Origin of the sequence: uncultured Polaribacter sp. (genome assembly GCF_947495205.1) — a bacterium.
GTDB lineage: Bacteria > Bacteroidota > Bacteroidia > Flavobacteriales > Flavobacteriaceae > Polaribacter.
Window position 1 is genome coordinate 20,616 of sequence record NZ_CANLXV010000007.1, and the last position, 19,309, is coordinate 39,924.

The 19,309-nt window shown below is 32.7% G+C and carries 15 protein-coding genes and 5 tRNA genes; all 20 read right to left on the bottom strand.

Translation table 11 applies throughout. The features are described from left to right. Nucleotides 1-151 precede the first annotated feature (151 nt). The 20 genes from rpoC to Q0762_RS08235 all read right to left on the bottom strand — a co-directional run bounded on the left by rpoC (nt 152) and on the right by Q0762_RS08235 (nt 19,167). A complete protein-coding gene (gene rpoC, locus Q0762_RS08140; RefSeq protein ID WP_298765798.1) occupies nt 152-4,426 on the bottom strand; it encodes a DNA-directed RNA polymerase subunit beta' in 4,275 nt (1,424 codons plus the stop codon). Nucleotides 4,427-4,530: 104 nt separating this feature from the next. Continuing rightward, complete coding sequence (gene rpoB, locus Q0762_RS08145; RefSeq protein WP_298765802.1) at nt 4,531-8,340, bottom strand: DNA-directed RNA polymerase subunit beta; 3,810 nt, start codon at nt 8,338-8,340, stop codon at nt 4,531-4,533. 150 nt (nt 8,341-8,490) lie between these two features. Then, nucleotides 8,491-8,868, bottom strand: a complete 378-nt coding sequence (gene rplL / locus Q0762_RS08150; RefSeq protein ID WP_298765804.1) for a 50S ribosomal protein L7/L12 — start codon at nt 8,866-8,868, stop codon at nt 8,491-8,493. A 47-nt stretch (nt 8,869-8,915) separates the two neighbouring features. Beyond that, nucleotides 8,916-9,434 (bottom strand): 50S ribosomal protein L10, encoded by a 519-nt coding sequence (gene rplJ, locus Q0762_RS08155; protein WP_298765809.1) that lies wholly within the window; start codon nt 9,432-9,434, stop codon nt 8,916-8,918. 20 nt (nt 9,435-9,454) lie between these two features. After that, the gene (gene rplA, locus Q0762_RS08160) at nt 9,455-10,144 is read right to left on the bottom strand and encodes a 50S ribosomal protein L1 (protein ID WP_298765811.1); all 690 of its coding nucleotides are present in this window, start codon (nt 10,142-10,144) and stop codon (nt 9,455-9,457) included. 20 nt (nt 10,145-10,164) lie between these two features. Further along, nucleotides 10,165-10,602, bottom strand: coding sequence for a 50S ribosomal protein L11 (gene rplK / locus Q0762_RS08165; RefSeq protein ID WP_298765814.1), 438 nt, complete (start codon nt 10,600-10,602; stop codon nt 10,165-10,167). Nucleotides 10,603-10,675: 73 nt separating this feature from the next. Then, nucleotides 10,676-11,224 carry a transcription termination/antitermination protein NusG gene (nusG, locus tag Q0762_RS08170; RefSeq protein ID WP_298765816.1) on the bottom strand — a complete coding sequence of 183 codons (549 nt, stop codon included), beginning with the start codon at nt 11,222-11,224 and terminating at the stop codon, nt 10,676-10,678. A 9-nt stretch (nt 11,225-11,233) separates the two neighbouring features. Then, a complete protein-coding gene (gene secE, locus Q0762_RS08175) occupies nt 11,234-11,422 on the bottom strand; it encodes a preprotein translocase subunit SecE (RefSeq protein ID WP_298765818.1) in 189 nt (62 codons plus the stop codon). Nucleotides 11,423-11,443: 21 nt separating this feature from the next. Further along, a tRNA-Trp gene (locus Q0762_RS08180) sits at nt 11,444-11,515 on the bottom strand. 79 nt (nt 11,516-11,594) lie between these two features. Further along, on the bottom strand, nt 11,595-12,782 hold the full coding sequence (gene tuf, locus Q0762_RS08185; RefSeq protein WP_298765820.1) for an elongation factor Tu: 1,188 nt from the start codon (nt 12,780-12,782) through the stop codon (nt 11,595-11,597). Between the two features lie 61 nt (nt 12,783-12,843). Then, nucleotides 12,844-12,916: transfer RNA gene (locus Q0762_RS08190), tRNA-Thr, on the bottom strand. A 17-nt stretch (nt 12,917-12,933) separates the two neighbouring features. Next, nucleotides 12,934-13,006, bottom strand: a tRNA-Gly gene (locus Q0762_RS08195). Between the two features lie 13 nt (nt 13,007-13,019). Continuing rightward, a tRNA-Tyr gene (locus Q0762_RS08200) sits at nt 13,020-13,101 on the bottom strand. Nucleotides 13,102-13,158: 57 nt separating this feature from the next. Then, nucleotides 13,159-13,232, bottom strand: a tRNA-Thr gene (locus Q0762_RS08205). Nucleotides 13,233-13,338: 106 nt separating this feature from the next. Further along, nucleotides 13,339-13,647, bottom strand: coding sequence for a ribosome-associated translation inhibitor RaiA (gene raiA, locus Q0762_RS08210; protein WP_298765823.1), 309 nt, complete (start codon nt 13,645-13,647; stop codon nt 13,339-13,341). Between the two features lie 4 nt (nt 13,648-13,651). Further along, on the bottom strand, nt 13,652-14,536 hold the full coding sequence (locus tag Q0762_RS08215) for a tyrosine-type recombinase/integrase (RefSeq protein ID WP_298765825.1): 885 nt from the start codon (nt 14,534-14,536) through the stop codon (nt 13,652-13,654). Between the two features lie 328 nt (nt 14,537-14,864). Continuing rightward, a complete protein-coding gene (gene rpsU / locus Q0762_RS08220; protein ID WP_088323159.1) occupies nt 14,865-15,062 on the bottom strand; it encodes a 30S ribosomal protein S21 in 198 nt (65 codons plus the stop codon). A gap of 413 nt (nt 15,063-15,475) precedes the next feature. Next, entirely contained in the window at nt 15,476-16,642 is a 1,167-nt protein-coding gene (locus tag Q0762_RS08225) for an acyl-CoA dehydrogenase family protein (RefSeq protein ID WP_298765840.1), read from the bottom strand. A gap of 23 nt (nt 16,643-16,665) precedes the next feature. Beyond that, nucleotides 16,666-17,562, bottom strand: a complete 897-nt coding sequence (locus Q0762_RS08230; RefSeq protein WP_298765842.1) for a helix-hairpin-helix domain-containing protein — start codon at nt 17,560-17,562, stop codon at nt 16,666-16,668. Nucleotides 17,563-17,574: 12 nt separating this feature from the next. Then, complete coding sequence (locus tag Q0762_RS08235) at nt 17,575-19,167, bottom strand: sodium:alanine symporter family protein (RefSeq protein ID WP_298765844.1); 1,593 nt, start codon at nt 19,165-19,167, stop codon at nt 17,575-17,577. Nucleotides 19,168-19,309 lie beyond the last annotated feature (142 nt).

The following is a 19,309-nucleotide window of genomic DNA, read 5'->3' on the forward strand; positions in this document are numbered from 1 at the left end:
GTAATTGTAATATATTAGAATTTTTCGACTGTGCTCAAAATAACGATTGACAGCAATTTTTCTCAAAATAAAAAAAGTTGAATTGAATTCTGTAAAAAATTACAGTAAACAATTCAACTTTTAAACACTTAAACGTTTACACGTTATTTATTTAGAAACTTTGTTCTATCTCATCTTTTGGTCCAACAATAATCTTATCGTAAGCTCTCATTCCTGTTCCTGCTGGTATTTTCTTACCTACAATTACATTCTCTTTTAAGCCTTCTAAGGTATCTATCTTTCCATTTACAGCCGCCTCGTTTAATACTTTTGTAGTTTCTTGGAAAGAAGCTGCAGAAATAAATGATTTGGTTTGTAGTGATGCTCTTGTAATACCTTGCAACACTTGTTCTGCTGTTGCTGGTCTTGCATCTCTAGCTTCTACTAAGTTCTGATCATTTCTTCTTAATAAAGAATTCTCATCTCTTAATTGACGCGCAGTAACTATTTGACCTTCTTTTAAGTTCTCAGAATCTCCAGCATTTTCAACAACTTTCATTCCGTAAATTGCATCATTGTCTTTGATAAAGTCAATTTTATGAATCAATTGATTCTCTAAGAATAAAGTATCTCCAGAATCTATAATTTTAACTTTACGCATCATTTGACGCACAACTACTTCAAAATGTTTGTCATTAATTTTTACACCTTGTAAACGATATACTTCTTGTATTTCATTAACTAAGTACTCTTGTACTGCAGACGGTCCTTTAATTCTTAAAATATCAGAAGGCGTTGTTGCTCCATCAGACAATGGCATACCCGCTTTAATAAAGTCGTTTTCTTGAACTAAAATTTGGTTAGAAAGCTTTACTAAATACTTGCTTACTTCCCCTGTTTTAGATTCAACAATAATTTCTCTATTACCTCTTTTAATTTTACCGAAAGAAACCACACCATCAATCTCTGAAACCACAGATGGGTTAGAAGGATTACGCGCTTCAAATAATTCTGTTACACGTGGTAAACCTCCTGTAATATCACCGGCTTTACCAGATTTTCTTGGTATTTTAACTAATGTTTTTCCGCTTTCTACAGCTTCTCCATCATCTACCATTAAGTGTGCACCTACTGGTAAACTGTAAGAACGTAATGCGTTTCCATCAGCATCTTCTATAATTAAAGAAGCAATAATCTTCTTGTTTTTAGAATCTGTAATTACTTTTTCTTGGAAACCAGTTTGTTCATCAATCTCTACAGCATAGTTCATACCTTGCTCTAAATTATCAAACTTCACTTTACCTCCAAATTCAGAAACAATTACACCGTTAAATGGATCCCATTGTACAATTACATCACCTTTCTTAATTGTCTTTCTTTCTTTATCAAAAATAATAGAACCATAAGGAATAATGTTTGTACTCTGTGTAATTCCTGTTTTCTTATCTATAATTTTAATCTCCGCAGTTCGTGAAATTACAATATCAACATCGTTTCCATCATTATCCTTACCAACTACGGTTCTTAAATCTTCTATATTTACATTACCATCAAACTTAGCAATTAACTTATTGTCTTCTGATATGTTACCTGCAACCCCACCAACGTGGAATGTACGTAATGTTAACTGCGTTCCTGGTTCTCCAATAGATTGTGCTGCAATTACACCAACTGCTTCACCAATTTGTACTTTGTTAAGTGTAGATAAACTCTGTCCGTAACATTTTGCACAAATTCCTTTTGCAGATTCACATGTTAATGGAGATCTTACTTCTATACTATCTAAACCAGAGTTTTGAACCGCCATTGCCAATTGGTATGTAATACGGTCATTAGCATTTAAGATTACATCTCCTGTTACAGGGTGATATACATTATTTAAAGAAACTCTACCTTCAATTCTATCTGCTAAAGATTCTACAATTTCATCGTTTTTCTTTAATGCAGCAACCTCTAAACCTCTTAAAGTTCCACAGTCTTCTTCATTAATTATAACGTCTTGAGAAACATCTACCAATCTTCGTGTTAAGTAACCAGCATCTGCCGTTTTTAAGGCGGTATCTGCTAATCCTTTACGTGCACCGTGTGTAGAAATAAAATATTCTAAAATTGATAAACCTTCCTTAAAGTTAGATAAAATTGGATTTTCAATAATTTCTCCACCACCTGCTGTAGATTTTTTAGGCTTCGCCATTAAACCACGCATACCTGTTAACTGACGAATTTGCTCTTTAGAACCCCTTGCACCAGAATCAAGCATCATGTAAACCGAGTTAAAACCTTGTTGGTCTTCTCTTAAACGCTTCATAGATAATTCTGTTAATTGATTGTTGGTTCTACCCCAAATATCAATTACCTGATTGTAACGCTCTTTTTGCGTTAACATACCCATATTATAATTTCCTACAATTATATCCACCTCTTTGTTGGCTTCATCAATCATAGATTGTTTTTCTTTAGGAATAATAATATCTCCTAATGAGAATGATAAACCACCTTGGAAGGCAAATTTATAACCCATATTTTTAATTTCATCTAAGAAAGCCCCTGTTGTAGGAATATCTGTAGCTTTTAAAATACCACCAATAATTCCTCTTAAGTTTTTCTTAGTTAAAACTTCGTTGATATAACCAGCAGCAGGAGGAACTTTTTCATTAAATAAAACTCTACCAACAGTAGTTTTTATTATTTTAGTTACTTGCTCTCCATTCTCATCAATATCTTGAGTTCTTACTTTAATACCGGCATTTAAGTCTACCATTTCTTCGTTAAAAGCAATAGTTACTTCTTCTGGTGAATAGAAAGTTAATCCTTCTCCTTTAATTTTAACTTCTGGAGTAGAAATTCTTTCTTTAGTCATATAATACAAACCAAGTACCATATCCTGAGAAGGAACTGTAACTGGTGCACCATTTGCAGGGTTTAAGATATTATGAGAAGCTAACATTAATAATTGTGCTTCTAAAATAGCCTCTGGTCCTAATGGTAAGTGAACCGCCATTTGATCTCCATCAAAATCGGCATTAAATGCAGAACACGCTAATGGGTGTAACTGTATTGCTTTACCTTCAATTAATTTTGGTTGAAATGCTTGTATACCAAGTCTGTGTAATGTAGGTGCTCTGTTTAATAAAACAGGATGACCTTTAATTACATTTTCTAAAATATCCCAAACAACTGGTTCTTTTCTATCTATTATTTTCTTAGCAGATTTTACAGTCTTAACAATTCCTCTTTCAATTAGTTTTCTAATTACAAATGGCTTGTAAAGTTCTGCCGCCATGTCTTTTGGCAATCCACATTCAGACAATTTCATTTCTGGTCCAACAACAATTACAGAACGTGCAGAATAATCAACACGTTTTCCTAATAAGTTCTGACGGAAACGACCTTGCTTACCTTTTAATGAATCTGATAAAGATTTTAAAGGTCTGTTAGATTCTGTTTTTACTGCAGATGATTTACGCGTGTTATCAAATAAAGAATCTACAGATTCTTGTAACATACGTTTTTCATTACGTAAAATAACTTCTGGAGCTTTAATTTCTACTAACCTCTTTAAACGGTTGTTTCTAATAATAACTCTTCTATATAAATCATTTAAATCTGAAGTTGCAAAACGACCACCATCTAATGGAACTAAAGGACGTAATTCTGGTGGAATTACTGGTACTGCCTTCATAATCATCCATTCTGGATTGTTTTCTCTGTTTTTCTGAGAATCTCTAAATGCTTCAACAACATTTAAACGCTTTAAAGCTTCCGTTTTACGTTGTTTAGACGTTTCTGTGTTTGCTTTATGTCTTAACTCAAAAGATAACGACTCTAAATCGATACGTGCTAACAAATCTATTAAACACTCAGCTCCCATTTTAGCGATAAACTTATTTGGGTCTGAATCTTCTAAATATTGATTTTCCTGTGGAATTTCATCCACGATATCTAAATATTCCTCTTCTGTTAAGAAATCCATTTTTTGTAATGGTTCTCCTTCAGGATTTTTTGCAATACCTGGTTGAATTACTACGTAACGTTCGTAGTAAATAATCATGTCTAACTTCTTAGATGGTAAACCTAAAAGGTAACCCATTTTGTTAGGTAATGATCTAAAGTACCAAATATGAGCAACAGGAACCACTAAATTAATGTGTCCTACTCGATCTCTACGTACTTTCTTTTCTGTAACTTCTACACCACATCTATCACAAACAATACCTTTGTAACGTATTCTTTTGTACTTTCCACAAGCACATTCATAATCCTTTACAGGACCAAAAATACGCTCACAAAATAAACCATCACGCTCTGGCTTGTGCGTACGATAGTTTATCGTTTCTGGTTTTAAAACTTCACCTTTAGAGATTTCTAAAATCGCTTCTGGAGATGATAAACCAATAGATATTTTGTTAAACTTTTTTACAGTGTACTTCTCTTGTTTTCTTGCCATGTGTTTTTATAGTCTTCAGTCTTCAGTTGGCAGTCTTCAGTTTACAAAACTTTGTGTAAAGATTTCTGCAAACTGCAGACTGCTTTACTGCCCACTATTAAAAATTATTCTTCTAATCTAACGTCTAATCCTAAACCTTTCAGTTCGTGCATTAATACGTTAAACGATTCTGGTAAACCTGGTTCTGGCATAGTTTCACCTTTCACAATACTTTCGTATGTTTTGGCTCTACCCATTACATCATCAGATTTTACAGTTAAGATTTCTCTTAAGATACTAGAAGCACCATAAGCCTCTAATGCCCAAACTTCCATCTCTCCAAAACGCTGACCACCAAATTGTGCTTTACCACCTAATGGTTGTTGTGTAATTAATGAATATGGTCCAATAGAACGCGCGTGCATTTTATCTTCAATCATATGCCCTAACTTAATCATATAAATGATACCAACTGTTGCTGGTTGATCAAAACGTTTTCCAGTTCCACCATCATATAAATAAGTATGTCCATACCTTGGTACACCTGCTTCATCTGTAATTCCGTTGATCTGATCTAAAGATGCTCCATCAAAAATTGGTGTAGCATATTTAGTATCTAATTTTTGACCTGCCCAACCAAGAACAGTTTCATAAATTTGACCAATATTCATACGAGATGGTACACCTAATGGATTCAGTACAATATCTACTGGAGTTCCATCTTCTAAGAAAGGCATATCTTCTGCCCTTACAATACGAGCAACAATACCTTTGTTACCATGACGTCCTGCCATTTTATCACCTACTTTTAACTTACGTTTTTTAGCGATATAAATTTTAGCTAATTTTAAAATTCCTGCTGGCAATTCATCTCCAACGGAAATTGTAAATTTCTGACGTCTTAAAGAACCTTGTAAATCGTTTACTTTAATCTTGTAGTTATGCACTAACTCACCAACTAACGAATTTAATTCGCTATCTGTAGTCCAAGAACCTGTTAAGTGCACATAATCATCTACAGAGTTTAACATTTTTAAAGTGTACTTTTTACCTTTTGGTAAAACTTCTTCACCTAAATCATTAAATACACCTTGTGATGTTTTTCCACTGATTAAGTTGAATAATTTTTCAATTAATTCATCTTTTAAACCTTCAAACTTAGAAATAAAAGAATGTTCTAATTTAGCTACAGCTTCCTTGTCTCTAATTCTCTTATTTTTATCTTTTACGGCTCTTCTAAATAATTTTTTATCAATTACTACACCTCTTAATGACGGCGAAGCTTTTAAAGATGCATCTTTTACATCACCTGCTTTGTCACCAAAAATTGCACGTAATAATTTTTCTTCTGGAGTTGGGTCAGATTCTCCTTTTGGTGTAATTTTACCAATCAAGATATCACCAGGATTAACTTCTGCTCCAATTCTAATCATTCCGTTTTCATCTAAATCTTTAGTAGCTTCTTCAGAAACGTTAGGAATATCATTAGTTAACTCTTCAGTTCCTAATTTTGTATCTCTAACATCTAAAGAGTACTCATCAATATGAATAGATGTAAATATATCTTCACGAACTACTTTTTCAGAAATTACAATTGCATCCTCAAAGTTATACCCTTTCCAAGGCATAAAGGCTACTTTCATATTTCTACCTAAAGCTAATTCTCCTTTTTGTGTTGCATAACCTTCACAAAGTACTTGTCCTTCTTGGACTCTATCGCCTTTTTCTACAATTGGCTTTAAGTTGATTGATGTACCTTGATTGGTTTTTCTAAATTTAATTAAATTATAAGAAACTTCATCAGAATCAAAACTTACTAGTTTTTCTTCCTCAGATCTATCATATTTAATTGTAATCTTATTTGCATCTACATAAGTTACTTCACCGTTTCCTTCTGCATTAATTAAAATACGAGAATCTTTGGCTACTCTTCTTTCTAAACCAGTTCCTACAATAGGAGATTCTGGTCTTAATAAAGGTACTGCTTGACGCATCATGTTAGATCCCATCAATGCACGGTTTGCATCATCATGCTCCAAGAAAGGAATTAAAGATGCAGAAATTGATGCAATTTGATTAGGAGCAACATCCATATATTGAATATCTTGTGGAGTAACCACAGGAAAATCTCCTTCTTCACGCGCAATAACTCTATCTAATACAATAGCACCATCTTCCTTAAGCTCTAAGTTAGATTGGGCAATTTTCATTCCTTCTTCTTCTTCTGCACTTAAATAAATAGGCTCTTCTAATGCAACCACACCATCGTTTACTTTTCTGTAAGGCGTTTCAATGAAACCTAAATTATTCACTTTTGCAAAAACAGAAAGTGAAGAAATTAAACCAATATTTGGTCCTTCTGGCGTTTCAATCGGGCAAAGACGTCCATAATGTGTATAGTGTACATCACGTACCTCAAAACCTGCTCTTTCTCTAGATAAACCTCCTGGTCCTAATGCAGACAATCTACGTTTGTGCGTAATTTCTGCTAAAGGATTGGTTTGATCCATAAACTGAGATAATTGATTCGTTCCGAAGAAAGAATTAATTACAGATGACAATGTTTTCGCATTAATCAAGTCAATTGGTGTAAAAACTTCGTTATCACGAACATTCATACGCTCACGAATTGTTCTAGCCATACGCGCTAAACCAACTCCAAATTGACCTGCTAATTGTTCACCAACAGTTCTAACACGACGGTTAGATAAATGATCAATATCATCTACCTCTGCTTTAGAATTAATTAACTCAATTAAATATTTAATAATGGTTATAATATCTAACTTTGTTAATACCTTCTGGTCTATAGGCTCATTAAGTTGAAGTTTTGTGTTCATTCTAAAACGACCAACCTCACCTAAATTATATCTTTGTTCAGAAAAGAATAATTTATCGATAATACCTCTTGCAGTTTCCTCATCTGGCGGTTCTGCATTACGTAATTGTCTATAAATATGCTCTACTGCCTCTTTTTCTGAGTTGGTAGGATCTTTCTGAAGTGTGTTATGAATAATTGCATAATCTGCTAAATGATTATCTTGCTTGTGCAATAAAACCGTTTTAGCTCCTGCATCAATTATTTCATCTATATGTTCTTTTTCTAAAATTGTATCACGATCTAAAACAATTTCGTTTCTTTCAATAGATACCACTTCTCCAGTATCTTCATCAACAAAATCTTCATGCCATGTCTTTAAAACTCTAGCAGCTAATTTACGTCCTAATATCTTTTTTAAACCAGCTTTAGAAACCTTTACTTCTTCAGCAAGATCAAAAATCTCCAAAATATCTTTATCTCTTTCAAAACCAATGGCTCTAAATAAAGTGGTTACTGGTAATTTTTTCTTTCTATCAATATAAGCATACATTACTTGATTGATATCGGTAGCAAATTCTATCCAAGAACCTTTAAAAGGAATTACCCTAGCTGAATACAATTTAGTACCATTTGCGTGGAAAGATTGCCCAAAGAATACACCAGGTGAACGGTGTAACTGAGAAACTACCACACGCTCTGCACCATTAATCACAAAGGTACCAGAGTTAGTCATATAAGGAATTGTACCAAGATAAACATCTTGTACAATAGTTTCAAAATCTTCGTGTTCTGGGTCTGTACAATACAATTTTAAACGTGCTTTTAAAGGCACACTGTGCGTAAGACCTCTTTCGATACATTCTTGAATAGAATATCTTGGTGGATCTACAAAGTAGTCTAAGAATTCTAATACAAACTGATTTCTTGTATCTGTAATAGGAAAGTTATCCATAAAGGTTTTATACAAACCTTCTTCGCCTCTTTCTTCTGCCTTAGTTTGAAGTTGGAAAAAATCTTGAAAAGACTTTACCTGAATATCCAAAAAGTCTGGATATTCCTTTATCATTTGAGAAGTTGCGAAATTGATTCTTTCAGTAGTGTTTTTCGTTGCCAAAAGAGAATATTTTTTTGATTAAAATCTGAATTAAAATAAAGAACGAATATATACACAAAATGGTTTAGGCCTAAAAACGTATGTTCCTAGTACCTAAACCTAAATTTGTTTTCCCGAATTTCGACAAAAATCGAAAGCGGGAGTAAAAGCTTACTTAAGCTCTACCTCAGCTCCAGCTTCTTCTAAAGATGCTTTAAGACCTTCAGCCTCATCTTTAGAAACTCCTTCTTTTACTGCTGCAGGAGCGCTATCCACGATACCTTTAGCTTCTTTTAATCCTAAACCAGTTAATTCTTTAACTAATTTTACAACAGCTAATTTAGAACCACCTGCCGCTTTTAAGATTACATCAAATTCAGTTTGCTCTTCAGCTCCACCTGCATCACCACCTGCTGCTGGTCCTGCTACTGCTACTGCAGCTGCTGCTGGCTCAATACCGTACTCATCTTTTAAAATAGTAGCTAATTCATTAACTTCTTTTACTGTTAAGTTAACTAATTGTTCTGCGAAATCTTTTAATTCTGCCATTTTAATTGTTTTTAATAATGTTTATTATAGTTTATTTGTGCGCGTAATTATTTTTCAGATAATGTTTTAATAATACCTGAAAGTGTTTGTCCACCTGATTGTAATGCTGAAACAACATTCTTAGCAGGCGACTGAAGTAATCCAATGATTTCTCCAATTAACTCTTCTCTAGACTTAATGCTAACAAGAGCATCTAATTGATCATCACCAATGTAAACAGACTCTTCTGCAAAAGCTCCTTTTAATAATGGTCTATCTTTAGATTTTTTTCTAAATTCTTTGATTAATTTTGCTGGAGCATTTGCTGCTTCAGAAATCATCATTGAAGTATTTCCTTTTAATACTGTTGGTAAGTCTTCAAAATCTTTATCTGAAGCTTCCATTGCTTTTGCAAGTAATGTATTCTTTACAACCGATAACTGAACACCCGCCTTAAAACAAGCCCTACGTAAGTTAGAAGTTGTTTGTGCATCTAATCCAGAAATATCCGCAAGATAAATAGTATTAGTATCTGCTAATGTTGCCGTTAAATCTTGTATTACTTGTGATTTTTCTTCTCTAGTCATAATTCCTAAGTTTTAACGTATTAGTTAGCCTTAACCTCAACCTCTACACTAGGACTCATTGTACTAGACATAAAAACACTCTTTACATAAGTACCTTTTGCAGTTGTAGGTTTAAGTTTAATAATTGTTTGTATTAATTCATTTGCATTTTCCTCGATTTTCTTAGCATCAAAAGATACTTTTCCAATCGCAGCATGCACAATACCAGTTTTGTCAACTTTAAAGTCGATTTTACCAGCTTTAACGTCTGCAACAGCTTTTGCAACATCCATTGTTACTGTACCAGTCTTTGGGTTTGGCATTAAACCTCTAGGACCTAAAATTCTACCTAAAGGACCTAATTTACCCATAACACTTGGCATAGTAATAATAACATCTACATCTGTCCAACCACTTTTAATTTTCTGAAGGTATTCATCTAATCCCACATAATCTGCACCAGCTGCTGTAGCTTCTGCTTCTTTATCTGGAGTTACTAATGCTAAAACTTTAACATCTTTACCTGTACCATGAGGTAATGTTACTACACCTCTAACCATTTGATTAGCTTTACGTGGATCTACTCCTAAGCGAATTGCTAAATCTACTGACGCATCAAACTTTACATTAGTAATGTCTTTGACTAGCGCTGAAGCTGCTGCTAAATCATACGTTTGAGAACGATCTAATTTAGAGTAAGCCTCTTTTTGCTTTTTTGTTAATTTTGCCATTTTACTACTTTTTATAAAGCTTATGCTGGTGCATTACCTTTTACTGTTAATCCCATAGAACGCGCTGTACCTGCAATCATACGCATTGCTGAAGCTACTTCAAAGGCATTTAAATCTACCATTTTGTCTTCTGCAATAACTTGAATCTGATCCCAAGTAACTGATGCTACTTTCTTTCTGTTTGGTTCTCCTGAACCCTTTTTAATTTTGGCCGCTTCTAGTAACTGAACTGCTGCAGGAGGAGTTTTTACAACAAAATCAAACGATTTGTCTTTGAAAACAGTAATAACAACAGGTAAAACTTTACCTTGTTTGTCTTGCGTTCTTGCATTAAACTGTTTACAGAACTCCATAATGTTAACACCAGCAGCACCTAAAGCGGGTCCAACCGGCGGCGATGGATTCGCTGCGCCTCCCCTTACTTGTAACTTAACTACTTTACTAACTTCTTTTGCCATTTTAAAAATGTTTAATGATTTATTTTAAGTTGGAAGCCTTAAAACAAATCGATAATATATATTTGTGTAACAATTATATCTTTTCTACTTGCATATAACTTAATTCTAAAGGTGTTTTTCTTCCGAATATTTTCACCATAACTTCAAGTTTACGCTTTTCTTCATTTACCTTCTCTATAGTTCCATCAAATCCATTAAATGGACCATCTACAACTTTAACAGTCTCTCCTGTACTAAAAGGAATTGCAATATTTTCATCTTGAACAGATAATTCATCTACCTTACCTAGCATTCTGTTCACTTCAGATTTTCTCATTGGAACAGGTTCTCCACCTTTTGTTTCTCCAAGAAAACCAATAACACCAGTAATAGATTTAATAACGTGAGGTACTTCTCCTGAAAGATTTGCCTCCACCATTATATAACCTGGAAAATAGACTCTTTCTCTATTTACTTTCTTACCATTTCTAATCTGAACAACTTTTTCTGTAGGTACAATAACCTGACTTACATAATCTGATAAACCTACTCTAGAAATTTCAGTTTCAATATAAGCTTTTACTTTATTTTCTTGTCCACCAATGGCTCTAACAACATACCATTTCATCACTGAATCAGCCATAATTTAATTTTAAAATAATTTAAAAAAGTTATCTAATCCAGTTTGAAAAACGTAGTCTATACCTGCAACTGCTAATGCGAACAAAATTGTAAAAACTGCAACAGTTACAGTTGTTTTTTGAGCATCTTCCTTTGAAATCCAAGTCATATTATTACTTAGCTCTTCAAAAGAATCTTTAATGTATTGTATAAACTTCATTGTACTTGTTTGTTTAATTTGCACGGACGGAGAGATTCGAACTCCCGACACCTGGTTTTGGAGACCAGTGCTCTACCGCTGAACTACGTCCGTTTCTTTAATTCATTATTAAAGGCGTCACGTTAAAAACGTGACACCCTTATAATTTATTAATTAGTAAACCAATATATGATTAGTCTAATAATTCAGTTACCTGACCTGCACCTACAGTTCTACCACCTTCACGGATAGCGAAACGTAAACCAACATTTAATGCAATTGGTTGGATTAAGTCTACAGTAATTGTTAAGTTATCTCCTGGCATTACCATTTCTACTCCATCAGGTAAATTAATTGTACCTGTAACGTCTGTAGTTCTTACATAGAACTGTGGACGATAATTATTATGGAATGGAGTGTGACGACCACCTTCTTCTTTTTTAAGAACATATACCTCTGCTTTAAACTTAGCATGAGGAGTTACAGAACCTGGCTTACAGATTACCATACCTCTTTTAATATCTTCTTTTGCAATACCTCTTAATAAGATACCTGCATTATCTCCTGCCTCACCTCTATCTAAGATTTGACGGAACATTTCAATACCAGTAATAGTAGAAGACATTTTTTCAGCTCCCATACCAATAATATCTACAACATCACCTGTATTAGCAATACCAGTTTCGATACGACCTGTAGCTACAGTTCCACGACCAGTAATAGAAAATACATCTTCAACAGGCATTAAGAAATCTTTATCAACTTCTCTTAAAGGCTCTTGAATCCATGCATCAACTTCACTCATTAATTCTAATACAGTATCAACCCATTTTTGTTCACCATTTAAAGCACCTAAAGCAGAACCTGAAACAACAGGACCATTATCTCCATCATACTCATAGAAAGATAATAATTCTCTAACTTCCATATCAACTAACTCTAAAAGCTCTTCATCATCAACCATATCAACTTTGTTTAAGAAAACAACGATACGAGGAATACCTACCTGACGACCTAATAAGATGTGCTCTCTAGTTTGCGGCATAGGACCATCTGTAGCAGCAACAACTAAAATAGCACCGTCCATTTGAGCAGCACCAGTAACCATATTCTTCACGTAATCCGCGTGACCTGGACAGTCAACGTGCGCATAGTGACGATTTTCTGTTTGATATTCTACGTGAGAAGTGTTAATTGTAATACCTCTTTCTTTTTCTTCAGGAGCATTATCAATCTGATCAAAAGATCTAGCTTCAGAGAATCCTGCATCAGCTAATACTTTAGTAATAGCCGCAGTTAAAGTTGTTTTACCGTGATCTACGTGTCCGATAGTACCAATGTTTAAGTGTGGTTTCGAACGGTCAAAAGTTCCTTTTGCCATAATTATTGATTTTAATTCTTAGGTTAAATATATTTAGTGTCTAATAATACTTTTTAACTTGAGCCAATGACGGGATTTGAACCCGTGACCTCATCCCTACCAAGGATGCGCTCTACCAACTGAGCTACACCGGCTTTGTTGATTATATTTGAGCGAAAGACCGGGTTCGAACCGGCGACATTCAGCTTGGAAGGCTGACGCTCTACCAACTGAGCTACTTTCGCAAAATGTAAATTGTGGGGAGAGCAGGATTCGAACCTGCGAAGACATAGTCAACGGAGTTACAGTCCGTCCTCGTTGGCCGCTTGAGTATCTCCCCGATAATTTACTATTTTAATGAACTTAAAAATCGCACTGCGATTTTTGTTTTTTTTTGAGCCGATGAAGGGACTCGAACCCCCGACCTGCTGATTACAAATCAGCTGCTCTAGCCAGCTGAGCTACATCGGCTTTTGTTGAAAAAAACAAACCGCTATTTCTAACGGTTTGCAAATGTATAAAGTTTTTTGATATTCTAAAACTTTTTGTAATTATTTTTTTGTTTTTTTTTTACTTTTTAAGAAATTAAAGAGTCTCTATGCTTTTCTTTTGACCTTTTTAATTGTCTTTTTAAATTATCTACTGCAGCATTAATGCCTTCTTCAAAGGTTTTTGTTTCTCTTTTAACAATAAGTTCACTACCTGGTATGTTAATTTTTATTTCTGTAATTTTATTTTCTTTATCGCTAGTTTTTTGAACTTTTAAAAAAACCTCTGCATCTACAATTTTATCGTGAAATTTTACAAGTGAAGCTACTTTGTTATTTGCATATTCTACTAATGTTGCATCTGCATTGAAATTGACTGATTGTGTAAATACTTTCATAAATCTATTTTTTATTGCCTCTAGGGTGCGCGTTATTATATACTTTCTTTATAGCATCAAGACTATTGTGTGTATAGACTTGAGTGGAGGCTAAAGAGGAATGCCCTAGCAATTCTTTAACCGAATTTAAATTTGCTCCTTCATTTAATAAGTGTGTTGCAAAAGAATGCCTTAAAATATGTGGACTCTTTTTTACCTTTGAAGAAACTTTACTAAAATAAGTATTAATTACTCTATAAACAAGAGTTTCATATATTTTATTTCCTTTTTCTGTAATAAATAAAAACTGGTTATTCATTTGAAGTTTTTCTTTAATTTCTAAATAACAAATGAGCGTCTTTTTTACAGTATTTAGTATTGGAAGAAGTCTTTCTTTATTTCTTTTACCTAAAATTTTTAAAGTATGCTGTTCTAAATCTATATCAGCTACTTTGATATTAATTAGTTCTGCTCTTCTAATACCTGTTGAATAAAGCAATTCTACTATTAATTTGTTTCTGAGAGAAACAAAATCTTTTTCCTTATCTAAATCTTGCAGAACTACACTAATTTCTTTTGACGTAAAAGGTACTTGTATCTTTTTTTGTGTTTTTAAAGCTTTATGTTTGTTTAAAGGGCTTACTGCTATTTGTTCTGTTTTTTGCAAAAATTTGTAAAAAGATTTTAAAGCACTTAACTTTCTATTTACACTATTATTAGATATGTTTTGCTTTACCAAACTTACTACCCAACCTCTAATTTGAGCGTAATTTATTTCGGTTAGGTCTTCTTGATCAAATTCTGTGATACAAAAATCTTTAAAATTTAATAAATCGTTTTTATATGCCGTAACTGTGTGTTCTGAATATTGTTTCTCTAATTGTATGTATTCTAGAAAAGGTGTTATCAATGGTAGATGATTTGTTTGATTGTAAATTTACGAAATATAATAATTTGGCAAGTATTTAAATTTACTGAAACTTACTTTGTTTATTGAATTGAGTTTATACAAGTTGAATAAAAGGCTTTAGATGGTCTATTTGTGTATGAATTATTTTTAACTTGATATTTTTACTAATTATTGCACAATTTTTACAAATTAGTCATAAAAAAAAACTCGTAAAATTAAATTTACGAGTTTTTGACTTTTGAATAAGTAAATTCCAACATAAAATTGGAATGAGTTAGCTTTATAATTTTTAATGGGTTGCTGAACAACTTTTAAAAATTAAGTTTTACTATCCTACTTCTTCTTGTGTTCTTAATTTTTGTACGTAAGAGGCTTTAATTCTTTGAGCTCTCTTTGCTACAGATGGCTTTGTAAAGTTTTTTCTGTTACGTAGGTTTTTCATCGTTTTTGTACGATCGAATTTTCTTTTGTAACGCTTTAACGCTCTATCTATATTTTCTCCTTCTTTAATAGGTATAATTAACATAAGTTGGCACCTCCCTTCATAAGTATCTTTATTTTTTAATCTGCTTTACGCTAGATGTTTTTTATTTTTTGGACTGCAAATGTACTTACAAATAATGAATTGGCAACTTTTATTTAAATTATTTTTAAACAAGCACTTTGCGTTAGGGATTGCAACGGCATCCTTTTTAGTAAATACTGAATGAAATTTAGTATTTATTAAAAAGATATAGTGGAAAGCCCGACCTTTAGGTAACGCCATAATAGCGTTTGTGGTTGGTGGTTTTTAGTTTTTAGTTTTTAGTTTTTAGTTTTTAGTTTGAAAGCTAAAAATTTAATTGCAAAGATTACGTTGCTGGTTTGTATTCCTTGTTATCGATTACCATTTTTGCGATAATTGGAAATAATTTTCGCAAAAACCATAATCAAAAAAAATTACGTTGCTGGTTTGTATTCTTTATTGTCGATTACCATTTTTGCGATAATCTCTTTCAGGATTTCTGAAGTTCCACCGCCAATTGGTCCTAATCTACTATCTCTTAATAAACGAGCCATTGGGTATTCTTCCATATAACCATAACCGCCTAAAAGTTGTAATGCATCATAAATTACCTCATCTGCCATTTTGGTAGATAGTAATTTAGACATACTTGCTTCTTTTACTACGTATGTGCCTTGGTCTAATCTTTTGGCAATGGAATAATTGTATTCTCTACACATATCTACTCTACTCGCCATTTCTGCAATTTTGTGTCTTAAGGCTTGAAATCTATCTAAAGATTTACCAAAAGCTACTCTTTCTTGCATGTATTTTATGGCATAATCTACTGCATACTCTGCTCTTGCATGTGCATTTACACCCATTAGTAAGCGTTCTAATGCAAAGTGCTGCATAATGTAAGGAAAACCTTTTCCTTCTTCTCCAAGAAGGTTTTCTGCGGGAATTGCTACATTATCAAAAGCTAGCTCTCCTGTATCTGAGGCTCTCCAACCTAATTTATCTAATTTGGTTGCAGAAATTCCTGGTGTTTCTCTGTCTACTACAAAGATGCTAATTCCTTTATATTTGTCTGATGGATCTGTTTTTGCAGCAACTATTAAATAATCTGAATAAACACCATTTGTTATAAATGTTTTAGAGCCGTTTAATATATATTTATCTCCTTGTTTAATTGCTGTGGAGCGCATTCCTGCAACATCACTACCACCAAATGGTTCTGTAATGCATAAACAACCTATTTTGTCTCCGGTTACACTTGGTACCAAATATTTTTGTTTGGTTTCTTCTGAGGCTTCTTTGTTTAAATGCGTCATTGCTAAATACTCGTGCGCCCACATTGCTGCTGCAAAACCACAAGAGTTTATTTTTTGCATTTCTTCTAAAAAAATAATAGTGTAAAAAAGGTCTAAATCTAAACCACCATATGCTTCTGGCGTAGAAAGACCAAAATAACCCATATCGCCAAATTTTTTCCAAATAAAACGATCTATTGTTCCTGTTTTTTCCCACTTTTCTATGTGTGGAACAACTTCTTTTTGTAAAAAATCTTTAAAACTTTCACGAAAAATTTCGTGCTCTTCAGTAAAGTAAATACTGCTCATAGAATTGGAATAAATTTTGTTAGCTATTCAGCCAACAAATATAAGACTATTCTATCATACAAATCTTTTGGAAAGTCTTGTATATTTGTTAATTCTTTTATGTTTTGTAGTTCTGCAACTTCATCTCTATAATTAAAAATCTTTTTACAGAGCTCGTAATCTATATAAGGATTTTTAAGTAATTCTTTGAACGTTACTGTATTTACGTTTAGTTTTTTAATTGCTGGTTTTTCTATAATCTTAAACGTTTGCAAAACTCTATCTGCAACTTCTTTTTCTAATTGCCAAACTTCGTATAGTTGTTCTTTTACGGAAAAACCTTGTAATTTAGAACGATACTTAATTATTCTGTAAGAAAAAGACGCTCCAATACCATTTATAGTTTGTAAATCTTCTGCTGTTGCCTTATTAATATCGTTAGTAGATCGCTTAGTTAAGTTTTTATTGTAGGAATTTTTATTGCTTATAAATGATTTATTTTTTTGCTTTTTTTGATTCTTCTGAACCACCCATTCTGGAAATTTAAAATAAGCTGCAATTTTATTTAAAAGTGAATCTGAAACATGCGTAATTTTTTGAAATTCTTCTTTTGAATTGATAAATTTATTGCTTTTTCTGTAAGCTAAAAGCCTATCTATTTCTTGAATTGACATACCCAATTGCTCTCCTTTAAAATCTGTTATATAATTAGGATTGAAAGGATAAATCTTAGGCTTTCTATTTGCTAATTCTATTTTTTTAAGACTATCTATTTGCTTTTGAAAAGCTACTATTTCTGGTGTAGTTATAGCTATTTTTTTTGAAGAAGAAAACACATCAAAAAAAATAATGAATTGAAAAATTATAATTATTAATACCAAAAGAAAAATCCCATTTCTTTGGCTTTTGTTATACCAGAAATGAGATTTTAAAAAATTCATAATAATGTAAATTTATGCTTTTTGTGCTTTTATGGCACTCATGTATTTTTTAAGTTCTTCTTTTACTTTTGGTGCTAAAATAATTAAACCAATCATGTTTGGTACCATCATTGCAAAAACCATGGCATCTGAAAAATCAATTACAGAACCTAAACTTGCGGCTGCTCCAATTATTACAAAAACACAAAAAATAATTTTATAAGTATATTCCATTTTTTTAGATCTACCAAATAAATACACCCAACCTTGAAAACCATAATAAGACCAAGATATCATAGAACTAAATGCAAATAAAACAACTGCAACTGTAAGCACATAAGGAAACCAAGAAATTGCAGATTCAAATGCACCTGAAGTTAATAAAATTGCTTGTGCATTGTCTAGTGAAGCGTTTTCTGCTGCTACATTACCTGTAATTATTAACACCAAGGCTGTCATAGTACAAACTACAACTGTGTCTATAAAAGGCTCTAACAAAGCAACCATACCTTCACTTGCAGCATATTTAGTTTTTACAGCAGAGTGTGCTATAGAAGCAGAACCAATACCTGCTTCATTAGAAAAGGCTGCTCTTCTAAACCCTTGTACTAAAACACCTACAACTCCACCAGCTATTCCTTCTGGACTAAAAGCTCCGCTAAAGATTTGACCAAAAGCATCACCAATCATATCATAATTATAGAAGATTACATATAAAGAGGCTGCTACATAAATTGCCACCATAAAAGGAACAATTTTATCGGTTACTTTTGCTATCTTTTTAATTCCGCCAATAATTACAATACCTACTAAAACTGCCATTACCAAACCAAAAGCCCAACCTTTGCCATTTAAAAAAGAAGTACCATTAACTGTTGTGATATTTTCTACTAATTGAAAAGCTTGATTTACTTGAAACATGTTTCCGCCACCAAAAGAACCACCAATTACAAAAATTGCAAATAAAGCCGCTAAAACTTTACCTAATGTTTTGTTTTTTAATCCTTTTGTTAAATAATACATTGGACCACCATAAACGGTTCCATCTGCCTCTATATCTCTATATTTTACACCTAAAGTACATTCTACAAACTTAGACGCCATTCCTAAAAAACCTGCAATAATCATCCAAAAAGTAGCACCTGCGCCACCAATTGAAACTGCAATTGCAACACCTGCAATATTACCCAAACCAACTGTTGCAGATAATGCTGCTGTTAATGCTTGGAAATGAGAAACCTCACCATCATTACCTTCTACCCTGATAGTATCTGGATTATCGCCATCTGTTGTAGAAACATTATTTGAAACTTCAATTGCTTTATGCGCTCCTTTGCCTTCTAAACCATCATACTTACCTCTTACAATATTTATTGATGTAAAAAAACCTCTAAAGTTGATAAAATTGAAATAAAATGTAAAATACAATGCTCCCAAAATAAGTGGAAATAACACCCAATAAATGCTAATTGTATCTGTAAAAGGAATTTGGTAAAAAACAATTTCTACAAACCAACCTGTTGCATTACCAAATGCTTCATCTATCTTTTGATCTAATCCTTTTTCTTGCGCAAATATTAATAATGGAGCTGCTAAAAAAAGCAGTGATAGAAGTCTTTTCTTCATAATTCTTGTTATATGTTTTTAAATTATAGCTTGCAATATGATAAAAAATTGCGCTTTTAACAAGTTTAAACAGTTAAAAATAATTTTACATTAAAAACAATTTCTACTTTAAGGAATCTAATTTGTTGTTATTCCTATCAAA

What these genes read in the sequence shown, in the direction of transcription:
- rpoC (WP_298765798.1), bottom strand. Translation starts at nt 4,426, where the DNA reads ATGGCAAGAAAACAAGAGAAGTACACTGTAAAAAAGTTTAACAAAATA.
- rplL (WP_298765804.1), bottom strand. Translation starts at nt 8,868, where the DNA reads ATGGCAGAATTAAAAGATTTCGCAGAACAATTAGTTAACTTAACAGTA.
- rplJ (WP_298765809.1), bottom strand. Translation starts at nt 9,434, where the DNA reads ATGACTAGAGAAGAAAAATCACAAGTAATACAAGATTTAACGGCAACA.
- rplA (WP_298765811.1), bottom strand. Translation starts at nt 10,144, where the DNA reads ATGGCAAAATTAACAAAAAAGCAAAAAGAGGCTTACTCTAAATTAGAT.
- rplK (WP_298765814.1), bottom strand. Translation starts at nt 10,602, where the DNA reads ATGGCAAAAGAAGTTAGTAAAGTAGTTAAGTTACAAGTAAGGGGAGGC.
- nusG (WP_298765816.1), bottom strand. Translation starts at nt 11,224, where the DNA reads ATGGCTGATTCAGTGATGAAATGGTATGTTGTTAGAGCCATTGGTGGA.
- secE (WP_298765818.1), bottom strand. Translation starts at nt 11,422, where the DNA reads ATGAAGTTTATACAATACATTAAAGATTCTTTTGAAGAGCTAAGTAAT.
- tuf (WP_298765820.1), bottom strand. Translation starts at nt 12,782, where the DNA reads ATGGCAAAAGGAACTTTTGACCGTTCGAAACCACACTTAAACATTGGT.
- raiA (WP_298765823.1), bottom strand. Translation starts at nt 13,647, where the DNA reads ATGAAAGTATTTACACAATCAGTCAATTTCAATGCAGATGCAACATTA.
- rpsU (WP_088323159.1), bottom strand. Translation starts at nt 15,062, where the DNA reads ATGTTAATTATACCTATTAAAGAAGGAGAAAATATAGATAGAGCGTTA.
- Q0762_RS08225 (WP_298765840.1), bottom strand. Translation starts at nt 16,642, where the DNA reads ATGAGCAGTATTTACTTTACTGAAGAGCACGAAATTTTTCGTGAAAGT.
- Q0762_RS08230 (WP_298765842.1), bottom strand. Translation starts at nt 17,562, where the DNA reads ATGAATTTTTTAAAATCTCATTTCTGGTATAACAAAAGCCAAAGAAAT.
- Q0762_RS08235 (WP_298765844.1), bottom strand. Translation starts at nt 19,167, where the DNA reads ATGAAGAAAAGACTTCTATCACTGCTTTTTTTAGCAGCTCCATTATTA.